At 39.3% G+C, this 20,355-nt stretch carries 18 protein-coding genes and 3 pseudogenes; 14 read left to right on the top strand and 7 right to left on the bottom strand.

The genetic code is table 11. The features are described 5' to 3' along the window. Positions 1-9: 9 nt before the first annotated feature. On the top strand, positions 10-1,362 hold the full coding sequence (locus tag JEU79_RS06665) for a cbb3-type cytochrome c oxidase subunit I (protein ID WP_198263474.1): 1,353 nt from the start codon (positions 10-12) through the stop codon (positions 1,360-1,362). 194 nt (positions 1,363-1,556) lie between these two features. On the opposite strand, the gene JEU79_RS06670 is transcribed toward JEU79_RS06665, so the two are convergent. The 3 genes from JEU79_RS06670 to JEU79_RS06680 form a co-directional block, all read right to left on the bottom strand. Further along, complete coding sequence (locus JEU79_RS06670) at positions 1,557-2,357, bottom strand: DUF2189 domain-containing protein (RefSeq protein WP_198263475.1); 801 nt, start codon at positions 2,355-2,357, stop codon at positions 1,557-1,559. Positions 2,358-2,694: 337 nt separating this feature from the next. Next, positions 2,695-4,149, bottom strand: a complete 1,455-nt coding sequence (gene pepD, locus JEU79_RS06675; RefSeq protein WP_198263476.1) for a beta-Ala-His dipeptidase — start codon at positions 4,147-4,149, stop codon at positions 2,695-2,697. 93 nt (positions 4,150-4,242) lie between these two features. Next, positions 4,243-5,781, bottom strand: a complete 1,539-nt coding sequence (locus JEU79_RS06680; RefSeq protein WP_198263477.1) for a polysaccharide-degrading enzyme — start codon at positions 5,779-5,781, stop codon at positions 4,243-4,245. 667 nt (positions 5,782-6,448) lie between these two features. Between JEU79_RS06680 and JEU79_RS26155 the strand changes: the two genes are divergently transcribed. The 6 genes from JEU79_RS26155 (at position 6,449) to JEU79_RS26180 (ending at position 8,060) form a co-directional block, all read left to right on the top strand. Beyond that, a complete protein-coding gene (locus JEU79_RS26155) occupies positions 6,449-7,108 on the top strand; it encodes a hypothetical protein (protein ID WP_198265641.1) in 660 nt (219 codons plus the stop codon). Then, on the top strand, positions 7,102-7,278 hold the full coding sequence (locus JEU79_RS26160) for a hypothetical protein (protein ID WP_246540055.1): 177 nt from the start codon (positions 7,102-7,104) through the stop codon (positions 7,276-7,278). Before JEU79_RS26155 ends, JEU79_RS26160 begins: the two co-directional genes overlap by 7 nt. A 227-nt stretch (positions 7,279-7,505) precedes the next feature. Then, positions 7,506-7,694, top strand: coding sequence for a hypothetical protein (locus tag JEU79_RS26165; protein WP_246540057.1), 189 nt, complete (start codon positions 7,506-7,508; stop codon positions 7,692-7,694). Next, positions 7,691-7,843 carry a hypothetical protein gene (locus JEU79_RS26170; protein ID WP_246540059.1) on the top strand — a complete coding sequence of 51 codons (153 nt, stop codon included), beginning with the start codon at positions 7,691-7,693 and terminating at the stop codon, positions 7,841-7,843. Before JEU79_RS26165 ends, JEU79_RS26170 begins: the two co-directional genes overlap by 4 nt. Continuing rightward, positions 7,840-7,941 (top strand): hypothetical protein, encoded by a 102-nt coding sequence (locus JEU79_RS26175; RefSeq protein WP_246540062.1) that lies wholly within the window; start codon positions 7,840-7,842, stop codon positions 7,939-7,941. The genes JEU79_RS26170 and JEU79_RS26175 overlap by 4 nt, the downstream gene beginning before the upstream one ends. Beyond that, positions 7,917-8,060 (top strand): hypothetical protein, encoded by a 144-nt coding sequence (locus tag JEU79_RS26180; protein ID WP_246540643.1) that lies wholly within the window; start codon positions 7,917-7,919, stop codon positions 8,058-8,060. Before JEU79_RS26175 ends, JEU79_RS26180 begins: the two co-directional genes overlap by 25 nt. Before the next feature lie 101 nt (positions 8,061-8,161). On the opposite strand, the pseudogene JEU79_RS27390 reads toward JEU79_RS26180, so the two are convergent. Continuing rightward, positions 8,162-8,612, bottom strand: a pseudogene (locus tag JEU79_RS27390) (YbgC/FadM family acyl-CoA thioesterase). A 310-nt stretch (positions 8,613-8,922) separates the two neighbouring features. Between JEU79_RS27390 and JEU79_RS28410 the strand changes: the two are divergent. From JEU79_RS28410 to JEU79_RS06730, 6 genes and pseudogenes are all read left to right on the top strand, one after another. Continuing rightward, positions 8,923-10,069 (top strand): annotated as a pseudogene (locus JEU79_RS28410) (IS3 family transposase); the annotation flags it as partial. Between the two features lie 404 nt (positions 10,070-10,473). Continuing rightward, on the top strand, positions 10,474-10,836 hold the full coding sequence (locus JEU79_RS06710; protein ID WP_281401053.1) for a pentapeptide repeat-containing protein: 363 nt from the start codon (positions 10,474-10,476) through the stop codon (positions 10,834-10,836). A 211-nt stretch (positions 10,837-11,047) separates the two neighbouring features. Continuing rightward, a complete protein-coding gene (locus JEU79_RS06715; RefSeq protein ID WP_343075006.1) occupies positions 11,048-11,665 on the top strand; it encodes a 4Fe-4S dicluster domain-containing protein in 618 nt (205 codons plus the stop codon). Beyond that, on the top strand, positions 11,662-13,341 hold the full coding sequence (locus JEU79_RS06720; protein ID WP_198263479.1) for an FAD-dependent oxidoreductase: 1,680 nt from the start codon (positions 11,662-11,664) through the stop codon (positions 13,339-13,341). The genes JEU79_RS06715 and JEU79_RS06720 overlap by 4 nt, the downstream gene beginning before the upstream one ends. Continuing rightward, positions 13,338-14,585, top strand: coding sequence for a complex I 51 kDa subunit family protein (locus tag JEU79_RS06725; protein ID WP_198263480.1), 1,248 nt, complete (start codon positions 13,338-13,340; stop codon positions 14,583-14,585). Before JEU79_RS06720 ends, JEU79_RS06725 begins: the two co-directional genes overlap by 4 nt. 141 nt (positions 14,586-14,726) lie before the next feature. Next, positions 14,727-15,872: pseudogene (locus tag JEU79_RS06730) on the top strand (IS3 family transposase); the annotation flags it as partial. Positions 15,873-16,295: 423 nt separating this feature from the next. On the opposite strand, the gene vapC reads toward JEU79_RS06730, so the two are convergent. From vapC to JEU79_RS06745, 3 genes are all read right to left on the bottom strand, one after another. Further along, on the bottom strand, positions 16,296-16,697 hold the full coding sequence (vapC, locus tag JEU79_RS06735; RefSeq protein WP_198263481.1) for a type II toxin-antitoxin system tRNA(fMet)-specific endonuclease VapC: 402 nt from the start codon (positions 16,695-16,697) through the stop codon (positions 16,296-16,298). Next, positions 16,697-16,930: an antitoxin gene (locus JEU79_RS06740; RefSeq protein WP_198263482.1), complete on the bottom strand. Its 234-nt coding sequence runs from the start codon at positions 16,928-16,930 to the stop codon at positions 16,697-16,699. Before JEU79_RS06740 ends, vapC begins: the two co-directional genes overlap by 1 nt. Positions 16,931-17,400: 470 nt before the next feature. Continuing rightward, positions 17,401-18,615, bottom strand: a complete 1,215-nt coding sequence (locus tag JEU79_RS06745) for a dicarboxylate/amino acid:cation symporter (protein WP_198263483.1) — start codon at positions 18,613-18,615, stop codon at positions 17,401-17,403. Between the two features lie 268 nt (positions 18,616-18,883). Here JEU79_RS06745 and JEU79_RS06750 point away from each other — a divergent pair, with 268 nt between their 5' ends. Beyond that, the gene (locus JEU79_RS06750; RefSeq protein ID WP_198263484.1) at positions 18,884-20,317 is read left to right on the top strand and encodes a DEAD/DEAH box helicase; all 1,434 of its coding nucleotides are present in this window, start codon (positions 18,884-18,886) and stop codon (positions 20,315-20,317) included. The last annotated feature ends 38 nt before the right edge of the window (positions 20,318-20,355 follow it).

Genomic DNA, 20,355 nt, shown 5'->3' on the forward strand with positions numbered 1-20,355 from the left:
GGAGAACAAATGGAATCTAATTATATACTGCCTGTTGAAAAAGAGGAAACAAAGCGTTTAGCTAAAGCCTGGTTTTTTTTAGGTGTTGTTTCATTGCTCTTATCAGGTTTTTTTTCGATTTTATTAGTTGTTTCACGCACCCCTGCAATACAAAGCCTTATACCCTTTATTGATTTTTTTCATACGGCTTTAGTTGTCCATGTGGATTTATCTGTATTGATTTGGTTTACTTCCTTTGCCAGCATACTCTGGACTTTGATTGCCCGAAACGTCAATAAGCTTGACTGGCTGGCTTTTTATCTGTCTGTGTCGGGTACATTCCTTATTGTTTTGACCCCCTTTATTATGGATGGTCATCCCTTGATGAATAATTATATCCCCATATTACAGACGCCGTTATTTTATTTTGCATTATCTTTATATACGGTGGGATTATTAATACGCATTGTTAGAACCTTGTTTTCATCGATGCCTTTTAATGCTTCAAGCCCTACAACAGCCTTGACCTCTGGTGTTTGGTTAGGTGCTTTAGCTGCTTTGTTAGCCATTCTATTTTTTCTTTACACCTTGTTTAAAGTGCCTGATGATTTACCCGCAGTGGCTTGGTTTGAAGTGTTATTCTGGGGAGGTGGACATATCTTGCAATTCACCCACATGTTATTGGTGTTCGTCGTTTGGATTGTTTTATTACAACAAATAAAAACACGTCTTATTTTTACCCCCGCTATTTTGTTTGTTTGTCTGTTAATTTCTTTTATCCCTGTTTTATATTCAGGAGTGATTTATTGGCAATATGATGTGGCGTCTAGTGAATTTCATAATCAATTTACCCAACTCATGCGTTTTGGTAGCTTAACGACCTTGCCTTTAGGCTTGATTATTTTTATTAATTTATTTAAAACTCTGCCAGCAGAAGGGCCTTTGTTACCCCTTAAGCTGGCACTCTGGTGTTCTGCTGCTTTATTCGCATCAGGGGGTGTTTTGGGCTTTATGATTGAAGGGGTTAACGTGGTTATCCCTGCTCACTATCATGGTTCAATTGTAGGTATTACTCTGGCATTTATGGGCTTTAGTTTTTATTTGTTGCCAGTTTTTGATTATCCTTTAAAGGATAGAACACTTAAGTTAGCCAAAATTCAGCCTATTGTTTATGCGGTAGGTCAGTTTATGCACATTAGTGGTTTAGCTTGGTCAGGTGGTTATGGCGTAAAAAGAAAAACGGCAGGTGCTGCGCAGGGCTTGGATAGTTTGCCGGAAATTGCGGGTATGGCATTGATGGGCATGGGAGGCTTGATTGCAATCATTGGTGGTATTTTATTTGTGGTGATTGTTTATTTGGCGGTTAAGCAGAAGAAAGGATAGTGTCTGGGGGATCAATAGGGTGATGGTAGGCTTTGTGATTGTGTGTTAATTAATACGTCTCTGAATAAAGCCGCCTTATTTCGCTTAATATTTCATCAATGCGCGAAATAAGGCGGCTTTATTCAGAGACTTTGTTCTGTTTTAATTCTTATTCTTTAATTTTACTCTTCAATGTTTTTATTCAAGCTTCTTTTTCAACATTCCTCTTCAACAAGGTCACGATAGGCGTGCCAGGTTGCATGACCAATCACTGGCATTGCAATGGCTAGGCCAATAAAATAGGTTAAGAAGCTTATTCCAACCATAACTGCAATAAGGTAAGCCCATAATAAGAGTGCCTTAGGGTTTTCTTTGACAGCATTCACACTGGTTCTCATAGCAGTCATAAAGTCTATTTGCCTATCCATCAATAGGGGAACGGTAATGACGCTAATGGAAAAGGTGAATAAGGCAATGAGACCGCCTATAGCAATTCCGACACCTAAAAATAAATTGTTTTCACCGGAGAAAAACACTTCGGTAAAAAAGTATTCCCAATTTAGAGTGGGGTTGTTGAAAAAAATCACAAAGACAAGAATGGCTGCAAACATCCAGAACAGCATGATCATCATCAGTATCAGACCAACAGCCGAGATATGTACGGGGTTTGAAAGCCAGGATTTTTTGATTTGACAGAACTCGATTTTTTCTTGTTTTTCTATCGAGCGACTAATGCCATAAAGGCCAATACCTAAAATAGGTGCGGAGAGGAAAAAACCGGTGGTTAATAGAGGGAATAGAAAGAACATACCGCCATCTATAATTCCCCAAAGAATTAAGAAGCTAACAAGCACAAAAGCACAGCCATAAGGAACACTGAAGTATGGTGCTACTTTCATATCCTGCCAACCCAGAGCTAACCACTTCCATGGGTCATCAAGGCTAATTTTTTTTATTTTTGGCAATATAACTGGAATGATATCTTCAGCATCATTAAAAACAGTAGTCTCATTCATAATTTATTATTCATCCTTTAAACGCAATTAAGATTAAGTACAGCATCTCTATTTTTGTGATATTGGAACAGCGGAAATCCGCTTAGAAATAAATCAAAAAATCATTTAACACCAATGTGTGTTAAATATTAAATAACCTGAGATAAATATTTTATAATTAAATTATATAAGAATTTTACCAGTAACTTTTATTGTTTTGTTATTGCTTTGTTATTGCTTTGTTATTGTTCTGTTAAATGTGCAGTAGCTTTATTATGTAAACAAAGCAATAAGTTAATGTATTTATATTTGTATAACGTTGATTCTATCATAGAAAATATAGAAAGATAGTAATTTATTATTTTGTCAATTTGGAAATGAATTCGGTTAGAAATAACCAGAATTTATCGACGCTATCGATGTTGACCCTTTCTCGTGGAGAGTGTGCGCCAGTAATGGTTGGGCCAAAAGATATGATATCGCAATCGGGGTAAGTGTTCGAAAGTAAACCACACTCAAGTCCGGCATGAATAACTTGAATACTGGCCTCTTTATTAAACAATGAAAGGTATAAATTTAATGCATCTTTTAATAATGGGCTCTCACGATTAGGCTGCCATCCTGGGTAGGCTCCGTCAATTTCAACCTGCATAGAAAATTGTTGTTGATATTGTGCAATTCGATAGGCCTGCGCATCACGTTCATCGTTGCTTGCACTACGACATAAATTGAGTAGTTGCAATGAACCACCTGATTCAAGATTAATCACGCCAAGATTATTGGAGCTTTCAACGATGTCGGGTAGATCGTCAGAATACTTTATAACGCCATTAGGATGAGAAGCAATAAAGCTCAGTAGGGATGTGCTTTGATTTTCCGTTAGGGATTGATTGATTTTATTTTTTGATAAATTATCTTTTAATTGGGCAGTTAATAATAACTCTTTTTCACGATGATGGTAAAGTTGTTTGAGTGTTTGATTACGAGTGTTAATGGCATTAATGAGCGCTTTTGCATCGTGGGTAAAAACAGTGACGAAGGCTTCTCTGGGAATTGCATTCCGTAAACTGCCACCATGAAAGCTGACTAATTGCAGTGCATAGGTTTGGCTAATAGATAATAATTCTTGTGCTAATAAAACATTGGCATTAGCACGGTTCAGGTGAATGTCAACCCCCGAATGGCCTCCGGTTAAGCCGGTCAAACTGATCTCAACGGCTTCACCTGAGGCTGATTGCCAGGCTAATGACCGGCTGGCATTAATATCGACACCACCGGCACAGCCTATATAAATTTCACCTTCTTCTTCTGTGTCGAGGTTGAGTAATTTTTTTGCTTGCAACCAATTTTCTTGCAAGCCAAAAGCACCACCCATACCGGCTTCTTCATCAACGGTGAATAATAATTCCAATGGACCATGTTGAAGACTTTTATCGGTCATTAAGGCTAACATCGCTGCACAGCCAATACCATTATCTGCACCTAAGGTGGTATTTATTGCATGTAACCAACCATCAGTGATTTGTAATTGTAAGGCATCATTTAAAAAATCATGACTGCTATCACTATTGGCCTGTGTCACCATATCAACATGGCATTGTAAGGCAATAATGTCTGCATTTTCATGACCACGTATTGCAGGAACTCGGAGTAAAATATTGCCGATGGCATCATGTTCAACAATGACTTTATTCTCAACCCCTTGTTGATGGATGTAGGCAATAATTGCTGCTTCATGTTTGCTGGGACGAGGCGTGTCACAGAATTTTATAAAATGCTGCCAGAGGTCTAGCGGGGGAAGCTGATCGATCATTGTTTTTCTCCGAATATAGAATTGCTAGTATAAATTTTTCGAAGAAAAAATAATATTAATATTTGTGTAAAAGCTTATATTAAAAGTATCGTGTTAAAAATTAAACGCACCTAAGTCATCATTTGAATCACGTTCAATGCCATTGCTCGGTATTTTGAACTCCCATAAAATAGGATGGCTGGAGTTGCTTAAAGATCCTGCCTGACCAATAGCACCTGCTCCAGATTTTAAATAAAAATTATTACTACTGATATTGCTAAAACCCGCGTCCAGACCTTGAATCGTGCCAGAGGCATTGACACTACCTATCAAGCTGCTATGTGAGTTGACCCAGCCAGATGTTAGCCAATTATTGGTCATGTTGACAATGCCTTTTGAATCGAGAATAGCGAAGTCCGCACCGGCAATAATATTATTACGCATATCAACATTTTCATCATTACTGGATAAGGCGAATAAGGTATTTCTGGAGCGGTCAGAATAAATGGTATTGTGGAAAAAATATAATGTGCCTTTACGGTACATACTGCGATCACCACCGTCACCACCATAATGCACAATTTGACGATTGCCCTGGCCTTCATGTTCGGTTAATAAATTACCGTAAACATAGGTTGTTCTATACAAGGGATTATTCACGAAGGTAGCATAATCAGATTCCACTAGATCCAATTGACGATTACCATCTTCTATCCAGTTGTAGCGGATGACTGTGCCAGCAGAACGATCTTTTAAATTGTTACCCAGACAACCACTACAAAGAGGGCCATAATAATTGTATTCAAAAGTGATTCCCAGACTTTCGGTATAACTATTATGTTGATAGATACTGCCATTGATACCATTATCCCAAATATGATTGCTACTAATGAGAATGTTGGCTGTTTGTGATGTGCTGAAGATACCATTGCTGGCATCATGAATTGCATTATTTCTGATGCTGATATATTCGCCTTGTTCAATATGAATTGCCGCAGCATTGGATGAATAACTTGAAGTAGAGCCGCTATCATTTTTAAAACTATAATTGGGTTTGGCACTCTTTAAGTCTAAACAGGCGACAGTAATATAAGCGGCATTATTACCACGGGGAATACTGGCTGCGCCAATTTTAATCAGTGAACGTCCTTCATTCCAATAATCTAAAGCGAGTCGAGTGGTGGCATTTTCTCCGGAAATTACCGGCAAACGGCCATTATCAGGCACACCCAGCACGATCACAGGCTCTTGCTGAGTGGCATTGGTATTAATCACCCATTTATTTCTATAGGCCTCAGCACGCCAATGAATTTTTATCAGGCTACTGGGAGTAATATCTTCCCAGGGAACATCGTTGGGTGTGGTATAAGTTTGTCCGGGACCCACGTGATAGACACTATTAAAGTCAGCCTCTTTCCAGATTGGGTTGGCACAAGTCATGGTGGTTTTTAACTGCTTGCCGCCGCCGTTATTACCCCCATTATTGTCATTTCCAGTCCCTTTTGGGGTAATTAAGCTTAATTTTTTCGGTGTGGACATGCCTAAGTTATTGGCATCTGCACTTGAAGTCATGACAAAAATGAATACTACACTTATCAGGAATAAGATTGCCTTATCTAAGAAAAAATTAAGTGCTTGATGTAATGACTTCATTGTTCGTGCCTCATGATTAATCAATTTTTAAGATAACATGGAAAGAAAGCATAAAGTGAGGGTGTAAGTGCAGTTAGAGATGATTTTTATTTAAACTGTGAAGTCATACGTGAATTGCTCAAGAGAGCAAATAAAAAGGTGTGCGGCTGTCGTCACTAAAACAGAGAATTCAGTGTTATTTCATCTGCTAGAAATATGATAATTATCTATCTGGGGCAAATAATTTTGACTGTCATAATTCTTACATATAATCCACAGAGCCTGTGGATAACTTTGTTGATAAGTTTGAATAACTACAGCAGAATAAGGCTACCATTGCGCTGTCTATAATTTGCTTATTTTTTGTTCGCTTTTTTATTTGAAATTTTTAAATCAATATAAAACAATAACTTATGTTAAATTTCAGTAACTTCTCAATAAGTCTGTGCAAAACTTGAAATAAAAACAAAAAAAGTCTTGACAGCATTTTAGAGGACAAAAATTGCATTTTCACTGCCCCATGTAATTTATCCCTATAAATGATCCTGTCGATCTGTCTCAGATCGAAATAGAATATTTTTGAATATTATCTTAACTGAGAGGGAGTTTGATCAACACAGGGCAAACTAAAGAGCCTTAAAAAGCCATGATACAATTGTTTTATTGAAAACAACCTGTATTGATTATAGTGAAAAAATTACCTCCAATTCCAGAGATACCTGAAGAAGAAAAGACACCGGTAGTCCGATTACTCCTTGCTTTCATGGAGCAACAACAGGAAATCATTCAAAACCAACAGGTTGAAATCGATGCCCTTAAAACAGAAGTTGCTAAGCTTAAAAAGCTACCTCCAAAGCCTAAAATAAGAGCCAGTAAATTGCCAAAGGATGATGACAATGATAATCCGACAGGTCATTCAGGAAGCAAGAAAAACAACTCAGGAAATGGGACTAGTAAAAGTCGTAAACGAAAGAAGAAATTGGCTATTCATAAAACCACCGTTATCAAACCAGATAACCTGCCAGAACATTCACGTTTTTTAGGGTATCAGGATTATTTTGTTCAGGAGCTGCTGATTAAGCCTTTCAATACTCGTTATCGATTGGCTCGCTATAAAACACCCGATGGTGATACCTGTATAGGAAAATTGAGCTTTGATACACATATAGGACATTTTGGCCATACATTACAGAGTTATATCGTTTATCAATATTATCACCAGAGAGTGACTCAGCCATTGATAATACAACAATTAACAGAATTAGGTTTTGATATTTCAACGGGTCAGATCAATGAGATTTTAATCCATGACAAAGACCATTTTCATACTGAAAAAATACATTGCTAACTGCCGGTATCAACAATAGTACTTATATCCATGTTGATGATACGGGTAGTCGTCATGATGGAAAGAATGGTTATTGTACTCACGTTGGCAATGAAACCTTGCCTGGTTTTCAAGTACTCGATATAAGAGCCGGATTAATTTTCTACAATTGTTACGAGTGCTGCTGTTGATTATACGCTCAACGATGCAGCACTTGATTATATGAGAGCAGAAAAATTACCTCACAAGCCATTGAGCGTTATTGAACAAAGTCATCAGACTTGCTTTGATAATGAAGAAGCCTGAAATACTATCTGCAGAACAATAGTATCATAACACAACGGCATGTTCGCATTGCCACAGAAGGCGCTTACTGGGGGCATTAATTAACAGTGGCTTTCCAAGTGATTTGGTGATTGTGAGTGATGATGCAGGACAATTTGATATTTTGTTGCACGCATTATGTTGGATACATGCAGACAGAGTGTTTCAGCGGATACTACCACTCAATGAGCGACATGATAAAGAACTGAACTGGTACATACTCAGATTTGGGAACTATTTTATGATCTCAAACAATATAAACTTGAGCCAGATGATCCGTTGAAGTCAGCGATTGCTGAACATTTTGATGAATTGTGCCGGACTAAAACAAGCTTTGAAACGTTGAATCAGGCACTGAAACGATTGGCAAGAAATAAAACAGAATTACTGCTGGTATTGAACGGCCTGATATTCCTCTTCATAATAATTTGAGTGAAAATGATATTCGAGAATATGTTATTAAGCGTAAAATTAGTGGTAGTACACGCTCAAAGGATGGGCAACTTTGCAGAGATACTTTGTCAGTTTAAAGAAAACTTGTTTGAAACAAGGAATTTCATTCTGGGATTTTATTAATGACCGGATCAGCAAGAGAAATTTGATCCCATATCTGCCTGAGTTGCTGAAAGGTAAAGTTTGTGCTGTTTAAATGCACAGACTTATTGAGAAGTTACAAATTTCAATATTGCCTATTGACTTAGGATGGTCAGGGTTAACACCTAATATTCGTCCTTTTTAATATAGCGGGTTTTAACGTGGATAAGATTTACAAAAACAATAGCTTAGAGTATCTTTACAAACAGAATTTCTAGTTTCAAGTAAAATTGAGTTTAACAATGTCAAGGATGGGTAGTAAGTTTTTTGTTTATCAAGACAAACCAGTTCGAGACGTGATTTAACCGCTGCTTTTTTTGCATTGGTCGCCAGGCATCCTGATGCCAAATGAGTTTGTAGTCACCATCCATTTCAATACTAGAACGAATATCCAGCAAATCACCAAACTCAGCGCCATCAAAATAGCCTAATTCAGTGGCATAGACAGCAAAACCGATACCTCGCTTGTGCCATAAGTCCTGAGCACCTCGATGCCAATCACATCTTCTCAGGCACGTTCAAAATATTTGAGATAGTTTGCATGATAGACTACACCAGAATGATCGGTATCTTCATAATAAACTTGTACTGAATGATGTGTCAACACTTTTCGGACAGTTTCAAATATTTTTGGCTGTTTCAAGTGATTTTGTCATTTTGAGTGTCAACACTTTTCCGGACAGTTTTCTAAATATTTTTTGGCTGTTTCAAGTGATTTTGTCATTTTGTATTTCCTATCATTTTAGTTTCTCATGTTAACTTTAAACAGATGAAGAAGGGCTTTGCCCTCTGGAACGATAGAGCCGTTCCATTCACCCAAGTATTTTCACAACGGTAATGTAATGTGGCTATACTTAACCGGACACACAACTTAAAATAACTAAAAGATAAAAAGTGTGACCTAAAATGAATGATCAAACAAAAAACCGAATAAAAGCTATACATCAGAATTTAAAGAATCAGCTGTCAAATTAGCTAATGAGACGGATCAACCCGTTTCTCAGACTGCCAGGGAGCTAGGTGTTAATGTAAATACTCTACATACCTGGATCAGTAAATATTCCAAACCGGTGAAGACGGTAGCCAATAGAAGTGATGAACACATTTATGATGAAGTAAAACGTCTGAAAAAGAATTGGCAAAAGTGATTCAGGAGCGTGATTTATTAAAAAGGCCACAGCGTACTTTGCAAGGGAAACTTTGTGAAGTACGCATGGATAACTGATCAGGCTAAAGATTACCCGGTAACGATTCTGTGCCGTTTTATGGATGTTTCCGTAGTTGCTATTATGATTGGGTTAGCTCTCCTAAAACGGATAGAGAGAAAGAAAATGAAGCGCTTACTGAGCAGCTAAAAAACTGTTTGAAGACAGTCGCAAGACTTATGGAACCCGTCGTCTTAAAAGAAAACTGGCTGAAAAAGGCGTTCATATAAGCCGCCGGAGAATTGGTCGATTAATGAAAAAAGCCGGTTTGTTTTGTAAAACGAAGAGACGCTTTAAAGCGACGACTAATTCCAAGCATAATAAGCGTATATCTCCAAATTTACTGGAAAGAGAGTTTACTGTCTCTCAACCTGATCGCTACTATGTGGGTGATATTACCTATATTGCCACCAAGGAAGGCTGGTTATATTTAGCGGTTGTCATTGACTTATTCTCTAGGCAAATTGTTGGCTGGTCGATGGATGAGCGAATGAAAGCCAAGCTAGTCAATGATGCTTTACTGATGGCCATATGGAAGCGTAAACCAATGGATGGATTGCTTTGGCATACTGACCGAGGTAGCCAATATGCCTCTGATAGTCATAGAAAAATATTGTCGGATCATAACATAATTCAGTCTATGAGCCGCAAAGGAAATTGCTGGGACAATGCTGTATCAGAGAGCTTCTTTCATAGTTTGAAAACTGAATTGACGCACCATTGTCGATTCAAAACCAGAGTAGAAGCAAAGCAGGCAATATTTGAATATATTGAGGTATTTTATAATCGGGAGCGACTTCATTCGGCTAATGATTATTTGTCACCAGTCGATTATGAAATACAGCAGGAAATAGCTTAAATCGATTGATTGAAGAGGGGTAAAGGCGACATAAATGCCGCCCATTACCGTTGACGGCCATCGGCTCCTCAGCCTGTGCCGTGAAGATATTGTAACAGGATCATTACCGTTGTGAAAATACCTTGGGTGAATGGAACGGCTCTATCGTTCCAGAGGGCAAAGCCCTTTCTCTTCATCTGTTTAAAGTTAACATGAGAAACTAAAATGATAGGAAATACAAAATGACAAAAATCACTTGAAACAGCCAAAAAAATATTTAGAAAACTGTCCGGAAAAGTGTTGACACATCAGCCAGCAGTTTTATTTCTAATGCTAATGCCTGGACCGATGATGTTAACTCCCTAACAGATGTCAACACACGGTGTGAATTTGAACCAGAAACCCAATGCACATCAGCAGTACGTATTGGTGCAAAACTCGCAGGCGTTGACATGAATGGTTCCTCGATGACTACCATGCGTCTTGATGGTGCTGATTTACAAAGAGCTAATTTGTCACACTCTATCTTACAAATGTCCAACTTCAAGGGCGCAAATATGATGCTGATCAACCTTGAAGGCGCACATATGCATGCGGTTAACCTGCAAAATGCCAATTTGATGTTGGCGAATATGAAAAAGGTCAATTTACTCGATGCAGACTTGCGTGGCGCCAATCTACGCGGTGCTAACTTGCAAGGTGCTATTTTGATTCAAGCCAAATTGGGCAATGCCACTTGGACCGATGGTCGGATCTGTGCGCCTGAATCTGTAGGCGAGTGTCTATAATTAAGTATAAAATAGTAGGATGGGTATGGCTTTATCTGCCCACGCTGACTCAAGAGCTTATATTCAGGCTCATTGTAAGTAAATTGCTTATTCCCTGTAAAACGGATTCAGGGCATAATATTGATAAAAACCATAATCAATAAGACATGAGCACACGAATATTCCAAAATCTCAGCAAAATAATACTGGCATTGATGAAAAAAATGTCAGTCTGACCATCAATGCCAAAGCGATCACTGCACCCAATAACCTGTCGGTTATTCAAGCACTTTGGCATGCAGGTTATTCACAAGTGCTTGGTGTGGGTTGTCTGGATGGCGTCTGTGGTTCATGTTCGGTGATGGTTCGCCGCATAGGTGAGCCAGAACTAAGTATGGAATTAGGCTGTCAGTTATTAGTTGAAGAGGGCATGGAAGTGTTTTTTTCATCCTTTGAAACACTTACTCAGCACCACTATGATTTATCCCAAATCAACAATCCATTGGTCGTGCATAACGAATTCCTGCGTATATTCCCAGAAGCAAAAAATTGTCGCTATTGCGGTGGTTGCAATCGCGCTTGTCCAAAAAACATTGATGTTGAGCAAAGTGTAACACTGGCCGTAAAAGGTGAATTTAAGCAAGCCAGTGCGCTTTTTGTGGACTGTGTGATGTGCAATTTATGTGTCAGCAGTTGTCCGGAAAATATTGAACCAAATCATGTGGGTTTATTTGCACGACGAGTAACAAGCCATTTTAACACCCGACCTGCTAATCTCACTCAACAAATACAAGCCATCCGCTCAGGTGAATTAAGTGTTGATATTGATGCGCTGGATGAAAAGCTATGAGCCTATATAAAGACCAGAAAAAAAACCAACAAACCGGCTTCAGTTACGCACAAGCACTGCAAAACTATCACGACAAAACTGACTTTCCCGCTTTTAATAAGCCTCTGGATGAAGAAAGTCTACTGGCTGAATATCACCCCGATCAGCAACATCAAACAATGACCAAGCTACAAATTGGTGCAAATACGGGTGAAGCTTGCCATCAACAAATTGCTGATTTATTACAGGCAAATGCTCGTATTGAAGCCTCTGATCTGGCCGCAGCCAATATTGAAGAAACGGATATCCTGATCATTGGCGGTGGTGGCGCAGGTTGTGCTGCGGCATTAATGGCTGATAGAGCAGGTGCAAAAGTTATTTTGGCCACAAAGCTACGTTTAGGGGATAGTAATACGGTCATGGCAGAAGGAGGGATTCAGGCCTCCGTTGAAAAAGACGATACCCCGCAAGCACATTTCAATGATACCTATAAGGCAGGACACCAAGAAGCCGAAAAAGAATTATTAAAACAATTAGTCCTGGATGGGCCAGAAACAATCGATTGGCTTATTCAGCAGGGAATGCAATTTGACCTGGATAATGCGGGTGATTTACTCACCCGGCAAGCAGGGGGCACGACCGCAAATCGAGTGGTGTTTTTCCGTGACTATACAGGTCTTGAAATGATGCGCGTATTACGTGAGGCGGTGGTCAATAGCTCAGTAGAAGTGAAAGACTATAGCCCTGCCATTGAACTCTTAAGTAATGAATCAGGACAATGTGCAGGAGCGATGCTGAGTCTGCTAAAAGAAAACCGTTTAGTGCAAATAAAAGCCCGTGCCGTCATTATTGCCACGGGTGGTATTGGGCGCTTGCATATAAATCAATTTCCCACTTCAAATCATTTTGGTGCAACCGGTGATGGCTTGGTTTTAGCCTATCGCTTAGGGGCAAAGCTCAGAGACTTAGATTCTTTTCAATATCATCCTACCGGCATTGCTTACCCACAACATCTATCCGGCACACTCATTACCGAAGGCTTACGTTCGTCAGGTGCTTACATAATAAATGCCCTAGGTGAACGCTTTATCGATGAGCTAAAACCAAGAGACGTTGTCGCTGCCGCCATCATTAAAGAGTGTCGGGAAGGCCGAGGCATTCATCGTGCTTTAGATGATGATGAATCATTAAAAGGCGTCTGGCTAGATACGCCAGGTCTTGAAGCCAGAAAGCCCGGCATCTTAAAAAAGCGTTTTCCCAAATTAGTACAATTAGGCTTAAAAAGTAATATCGATATTTGTCAGACACCGATGCTGGTCTATCCTACCTTGCACTATCAAAATGGTGGCGTTGTCATCGACACCAATGGCTTATCATCAGTGCCTGGTTTATATTGTGTGGGCGAAGTCAGCGGTGGTATTCATGGTCGCAACCGTTTAATGGGTAATGCCTTATTAGACGTTATTAGTTTCGGTCGTCGAGCTGGCTATCATGCGGCAAACAAAGGACAAGGAATGCGCGAACAGCAATACGTTGGCATTGAGCATGTGGAGAAATTTCGTCGAGAATTAATACAGCACAAACAATCAGCAAAAATAAAAACGCCCCTATTATTTCCTGAATACGCCTTATATGATACACCTCACTATCTAAAAAGTGAGCCAAATAGCGATTTAAAAAGTGATGAAAAAACATGAATGAATCACCACTCAATCGTGTTTTATTGCACCCAAAATCACTGGGCTTACAATTGGATGAGTGGTTAGCAGGCAATGGTGGCGAAGGGCTCGAAAATGCACTCGCCCAAGTGGATAGCATTCTTAGCAAAATTAAAGACGCTGATTTAAGAGGCATGGGAGGCAGTGGTTTTCCTAGTTATAAAAAATGGCAGGTGGTCGCTGCACAAGTTGCAAACCCCGACAAATATCTTATCTGCAATGGCAATGAAGACGAACCGGGCACATTTAAAGATGCTTACCTACTGACCCATGCGCCTCATCAGGTCATCGAAGGCGCATTAATAGCGGCCTTGGCAAATGGCATTAATAAAATTGTCTTTTATATCAATCCCGATCAGAGTGCATCATTAGAAAACGTGCGAATAGCCGTTGCACAATGGCAGAATAGTCCGTATTTTTCACAAGTTGAAAGTAGTCTAGGACAAGCCTTATCGATTCAAGTAATGGCCAGCTCAGGTCACTATATTGGTGGTGAGGAAACCGCTGCGATTGAATCCGTTGAAGGCAAGTTTCCTTTCCCTCGAGGTAAACCACCTTATCCTGCATTGTCGGGCGTTCATGCTTGCCCCACTTTGATCAACAATATCGAAACACTGGCGCATATACCGCATATTTTACGTAAGGGGGCAAAGTGGTTTCAAGCTTTAGGCTTGGGAAATAGCACGGGGACAAAACTATTTTGTCTCAGTGGTGATGTGTTAAACCCCGGTGTTTATGAATTAGCCATGGGCACTCCCTTATCACAACTCATCTTTCAGCATGGCAATGGCCTGTTGGAGAATAAGCCCTTAAAAGCTGTCTTTATTGGTGGCGCATCCAGTAGTCTGCTCACCGAAGATGATATTGATATTGCCCTAGATTTTGATACTGTACAGGAACATGGTTTGAGTTTGGGGACTGGTGCAATGATTGTGCTTGCAGAAGGCACGGGTATAGTGAAACGTGTAACTGAATATGTGAACTTCTTTGCACATGCATCTTGCGGACAATGCCCATCCTGCAAGACCGGAACCTTTTACCTTTCTCAGTTGTTAAATAAAATAGATGCGGGTCATGCGTCAATGGATGATCTGGATACACTACGAAATTTATGTAATATACTTCCTGGTAGTGGGCGCTGTCATTTGTTGGATGGGGCGGTTAAGATAGTTGATAGTTCTTTGTTAAATTTTGTTGATGAGTATCATGCTATTGTTCGTTAGGTTTAAATTGCTTATGGCTTATTAAATGATAGGTGTTTATAAATGTTCAGTTTTTCCATAAGCTTAATGTGGCTATACTTAACCGGACACACAACTTAAAATAACTAAAAGATAAAAAGTGTGACCTAAAATGAATGATCAAACAAAAAACCGAATAAAAGCTATACATCAGAATTTAAAGAATCAGCTGTCAAATTAGCTAATGAGACGGATCAACCCGTTTCTCAGACTGCCAGGGAGCTAGGTGTTAATGTAAATACTCTACATACCTGGATCAGTAAATATTCCAAACCGGTGAAGACGGTAGCCAATAGAAGTGATGAACACATTTATGATGAAGTAAAACGTCTGAAAAAGAATTGGCAAAAGTGATTCAGGAGCGTGATTTATTAAAAGGCCACAGCGTACTTTGCAAGGGAAACTTTGTGAAGTACGCATGGATAACTGATCAGGCTAAAGATTACCCGGTAACGATTCTGTGCCGTTTATGGATGTTTCCCGTAGTTGCTATTATGATTGGGTTAGCTCTCCTAAAACGGATAGAGAGAAAGAAAATGAAGCGCTTACTGAGCAGCTAAAAAACTGTTTGAAGACAGTCGCAAGACTTATGGAACCCGTCGTCTTAAAAGAAAACTGGCTGAAAAAGGCGTTCATATAAGCCGCCGGAGAATTGGTCGATTAATGAAAAAAGCCGGTTTGTTTTGTAAAACGAAGAGACGCTTTAAAGCGACGACTAATTCCAAGCATAATAAGCGTATATCTCCAAATTTACTGGAAAGAGAGTTTACTGTCTCTCAACCTGATCGCTACTATGTGGGTGATATTACCTATATTGCCACCAAGGAAGGCTGGTTATATTTAGCGGTTGTCATTGACTTATTCTCTAGGCAAATTGTTGGCTGGTCGATGGATGAGCGAATGAAAGCCAAGCTAGTCAATGATGCTTTACTGATGGCCATATGGAAGCGTAAACCAATGGATGGATTGCTTTGGCATACTGACCGAGGTAGCCAATATGCCTCTGATAGTCATAGAAAAATATTGTCGGATCATAACATAATTCAGTCTATGAGCCGCAAAGGAAATTGCTGGGACAATGCTGTATCAGAGAGCTTCTTTCATAGTTTGAAAACTGAATTGACGCACCATTGTCGATTCAAAACCAGAGTAGAAGCAAAGCAGGCAATATTTGAATATATTGAGGTATTTTATAATCGGGAGCGACTTCATTCGGCTAATGATTATTTGTCACCAGTCGATTATGAAATACAGCAGGAAATAGCTTAAATCGATTGATTGAAGAGGGGTAAAAGGCGACATAAATGCCGCCCATTACCGTTGACGGCCATCGGCTCCTCAGCCTGTGCCGTGAAGATATTGTAACAGGATCATTACCGTTGTGAAAATACCTTGGGTGAATGGAACGGCTCTATCGTTCCAGAGGGCAAAGCCCTTTCTCTTCATCTGTTTAAAGTTAACATGAGAAACTAAAATGATAGGAAATACAAAATGACAAAAATCACTTGAAACAGCCAAAAAAATATTTAGAAAACTGTCCGGAAAAGTGTTGACACATCAGCTTTATATTACACTTGGTTGAGTGTTATCTGGAAATGAATTGCTAGCTTTCAAGGATCATATTGAGTAAAAATTAAAAGTATGTGATGATTAAACGAAAACTAGTCAATTACTTGTTATGTTTGAGCCTCTCTATTCAGAGATCCAGTTCTCCACAATAAGATTGGGAACCCTGCTAAATTCACCAACATTATTTGTAACTATTATATGCCCCAAGCTTCTTGCATGTGCTGCAATTAGTAAATCGTTATTTCCAATTGGGGTACCTTGTTTTTTAAGTATTGATCTTATAGCACCATAATGTTTGGCAGCTTCCTCATCCCAAGAGTCAATAAGTAATCGTTGAGTAAAAAAGTTAAGTTCATCCCATCGAGCCTCACGTTTTGATCTATCTCCATTTTCAATGCCAAAGCACAATTCACCATACGTTATTGAAGATATGCAAATATTTTTAGTGACCTTAAATTTATGCCGTAGTTTGTCTGAATGTTTTTTTAAAACATAAATACAAATATTTGTGTCGAGCATATACATCAATCGAAATTCCGTTCTTGTGGCAAGGTATCCAATCTATCTTTTAAAAAATCATCATCAAAACTAGATTTAGAGTCAAAGAAATCATCCCATGTAGGTTTTTTTGCAGAAATTATGATATTTTGTCCTTGCTTTGTAATGTATACTTCATCAGTATCAAAACGATATTCCTTAGGTAAACGTACAGCTTGACTGCGACCATTCATGAAAATTTTGGCTATTTGGGCATCCATGGTGTTTTTCCTTATTTTGATGTATATCATTTAGTATATACCGCACATTAAAAAAAGCAAGTAAATTTCACTTCATTGAAATGTAAAAACATAACCAACATTTGCTCGTGGACAATTTGGTCGTCAGCTGAAAACCCCCATGTGTCAGGATAAATGTCGCCTTTATTCGTAGTCACCCTACGGGTGAAGTCAAAATGTTCTGGAAAATCCTTAAGATTCAGTGCATAAGGCGGTTGCAGTAGGTTCAACTCATTCCGAAGTCCTTTAGGATTATCTACCCCACCTGAAATAAATCGAAATAAAGATCAAAAAAAAGGGAAAAATTCCTGATAATTGGTGTTGACTAAAACGCCATATTATTATCACATTGGAAATTGCCCATGCGTCCGATCTTGTCAGGTATCCTTACCTTTCGTCAATTGATGCGGTTCGTGCCTCACCACATCCTACACGTGAAAAGGTAAATTGCTTTAGGTTGTTTTTTTACTAAGAATATCGACAGTCTTTGTGACTACCATATCTGAGGTCACATTGAGTGAGGTGCGAGCCATATCCAGTATTCTGTCAACGGCGACGATTAATGCCAGATATTCTACTGATAAGCCTATTTCATGCAAAATAACGACCATCATGACGAGTGAAGCACTGGGCAAGGCGGCAACGCCTACACTTAATGCCACTACGGTAATACCTAATAAAACCTGGTCGCCAAAACCTAAAACAACGCCTGATAAATTGGCAATATACATGACGGCAATGGTCAGGTAAGCCGCTGTACCATCCATCGATACTGTTGCTCCTAATGGTAGTACAAAGGCAGCACTTTCACGGCTGACACCACCTTTTTCTTGGACAACTTTCATGCTAACCGGCAATGTGGCGGCGCTGGAAGCGGTGGAAAAAGCCATTAAGGGCACTTCTTTTATGTCTTTTAAATAACGATAGGGATTAATACGAGTCAGTAACATGAGAATTGTGGGTAGGGTAATAAGACCATGAATGAGTAAGACGGCTATTACGACTAGCATGTATTTCCAAAGACCAATAATGACATCTATGCCTTGCTCAGCGACAACATAACTGATTAAACTAAAAACACCGATAGGGGTGAGTTTGATGATCCATTCGGCAATTTTTAACATGGCATTACTGACTGCGGTGGAAAAATCCAATAACAACATGTGTTCTTTTTTATCAAGAAACAATGTGGCCACACCTAATAAAACACCGAAAACAATGACCTTCATTAAGTCACCAGTGGCCAGTGCTTGAAAAATATTAGTAGGAATAAAACTCAACATCATGGCGCTACCAGAAAACTCATCAATCTCTGACGCTTTGTCATAATTGAGGCCTTGGACAGAAACTACTTCACCGATGTTAAAAATATTCATCATGATGATTGCTAAAAAAACTGATAGGGCAGTGGTGAGTAGGTAAAGAAAAATGGTTTTCAGGCCAATATTCTTTAATTGCTCTAAAGTGCCTAGGCCAGATACGGCTGCAAAAATAGAAGCAAAGACCAAGGGTACAACTAACATTTTTAACAGACTAACAAAGGCTGTTCCGATGACTTTTTGTTGTAAGGCTATTTCGGGTAAGATAATACCGAAGGTAATACCGAGAATGATGCCTAAAATAACCATTTTATTTAGAGTCGAATGCCTTTTCACCAATTGAAACATATAGGTTTCCCATTTATTGTTAGTTGTTTGTCTTAATTTTTTACGTGCTTGCTAACTTATCGTAAATTAACGTGTTCTACAAGAATATTGGCCTTTTTGAGGCCTCATATCGGTGGATTTATCATGATGCTCACTATTTATTAGGCGGTGCTTCATTTTAATGGTATTTAAAGCCAATATCCTGTAAGCTACACGCCCCGCGTTATAGCGGTTCAAATCTTTGCAAGTAGCAGAAAAATAAACGTTTTTATATCGAAGAGAAAATTCTATGAGCTTTACCTCACTTGGCCTATCAGCACCAATTCTTGAAGCCATAGCCGATCAAGGCTATGACACTCCTTCACCAATTCAGGCACAGGCAATTCCTGCTGTCATTGAAGGCAAGGATGTAATGGCTGCGGCACAAACAGGGACAGGCAAAACAGCGGGCTTTACTTTACCGCTATTGGAAATATTATCAAACGGTTCACGGGCAAGGGGAAATCAGGCTCGCGCATTGGTTTTGACGCCTACTCGTGAATTAGCCGCTCAGGTAGAAAATAGTGTCGTCACTTATGGTAAGTATCTACCCTTACGCTCCACGGTGGTTTTTGGTGGTGTGAAAATTAACCCGCAAATGATTAAACTCAGAAAAGGGGTTGATATTTTAGTCGCCACACCGGGACGTTTATTGGATTTGTATAATCAGAATGCAGTGCGTTTTGATGATTTGGAAGTATTAATATTGGATGAAGCGGATCGCATGTTGGATATGGGCTTTATTCACGACATTCGTAAGATTATTTCTTTTTTACCGAAGAAACGTCAAAATCTGATGTTTTCGGCGACTTTTTCCGATGATATTCGTAATTTAGCCAAGGGAATGATTAATAACCCGGTTGAAATTTCAGTAAGTCCACGTAACACCACGGTGAAATTAGTCAAACAATGGATTTGTCCGGTGGATAAAAAGCAAAAGCCGGCTTTATTGATGCATCTCATTAGTCAAAACCGCTGGGAACAAGTATTAGTTTTTAGCAAAACCAAACATGGTGCAAATAAGCTTGCACGTTATCTGGAAGACTATGGGATTAAGTCCGCTGCTATTCATGGTAATAAAAGTCAGGCAGCTCGTACCAAAGCATTGGCAAACTTTAAGCGTGGTGCAGTGCAAGTTTTAGTGGCCACTGATATTGCAGCACGTGGATTGGATATTGAACAACTACCTCATGTAGTGAACTTTGATTTACCCAATGTCCCAGAAGACTATGTACACCGTATCGGTCGTACAGGCCGTGCCGGAGCAACGGGTGAAGCTGTTTCATTGGTCAGTGCAGATGAATTTAAACTGCTCAGTGATATTGAACGCTTAATACAGCAAGTATTGGAGCGTGAGTATATTGAAGGTTTTGATCCGGTTCACGATTTACCAGCTTCCAATTTACGCAGCCCGGCTAAACATAACAAATCTAAAAAGCCTAAAAAACCAAGAACAGGGCATAGTGATGGCCAGCGTTCGGGTGAAAATGCTCGTGGACATAAGCCCACAGGTAAGAATAAACGTCATGTGAGTGGTCAAAAACGTACTGGCGGTAGTGCAAATTCTGCTGCAAGCTCTGGAGCAAAAGCCGGAGCAAACCAATCATCGCGAAGAAGAAAGCCTGCTAGTAAAGCTCAGGGTGACAATAAATCTCAAAAGCAGAATTTTTATCGCCAAGGTTAGTACCATATAAGCTTGGAATGTTCATTTGTAGGGAGAAA

The organism is sulfur-oxidizing endosymbiont of Gigantopelta aegis (assembly GCF_016097415.1).
In the GTDB taxonomy this organism is placed as follows: domain Bacteria; phylum Pseudomonadota; class Gammaproteobacteria; order GRL18; family GRL18; genus GRL18.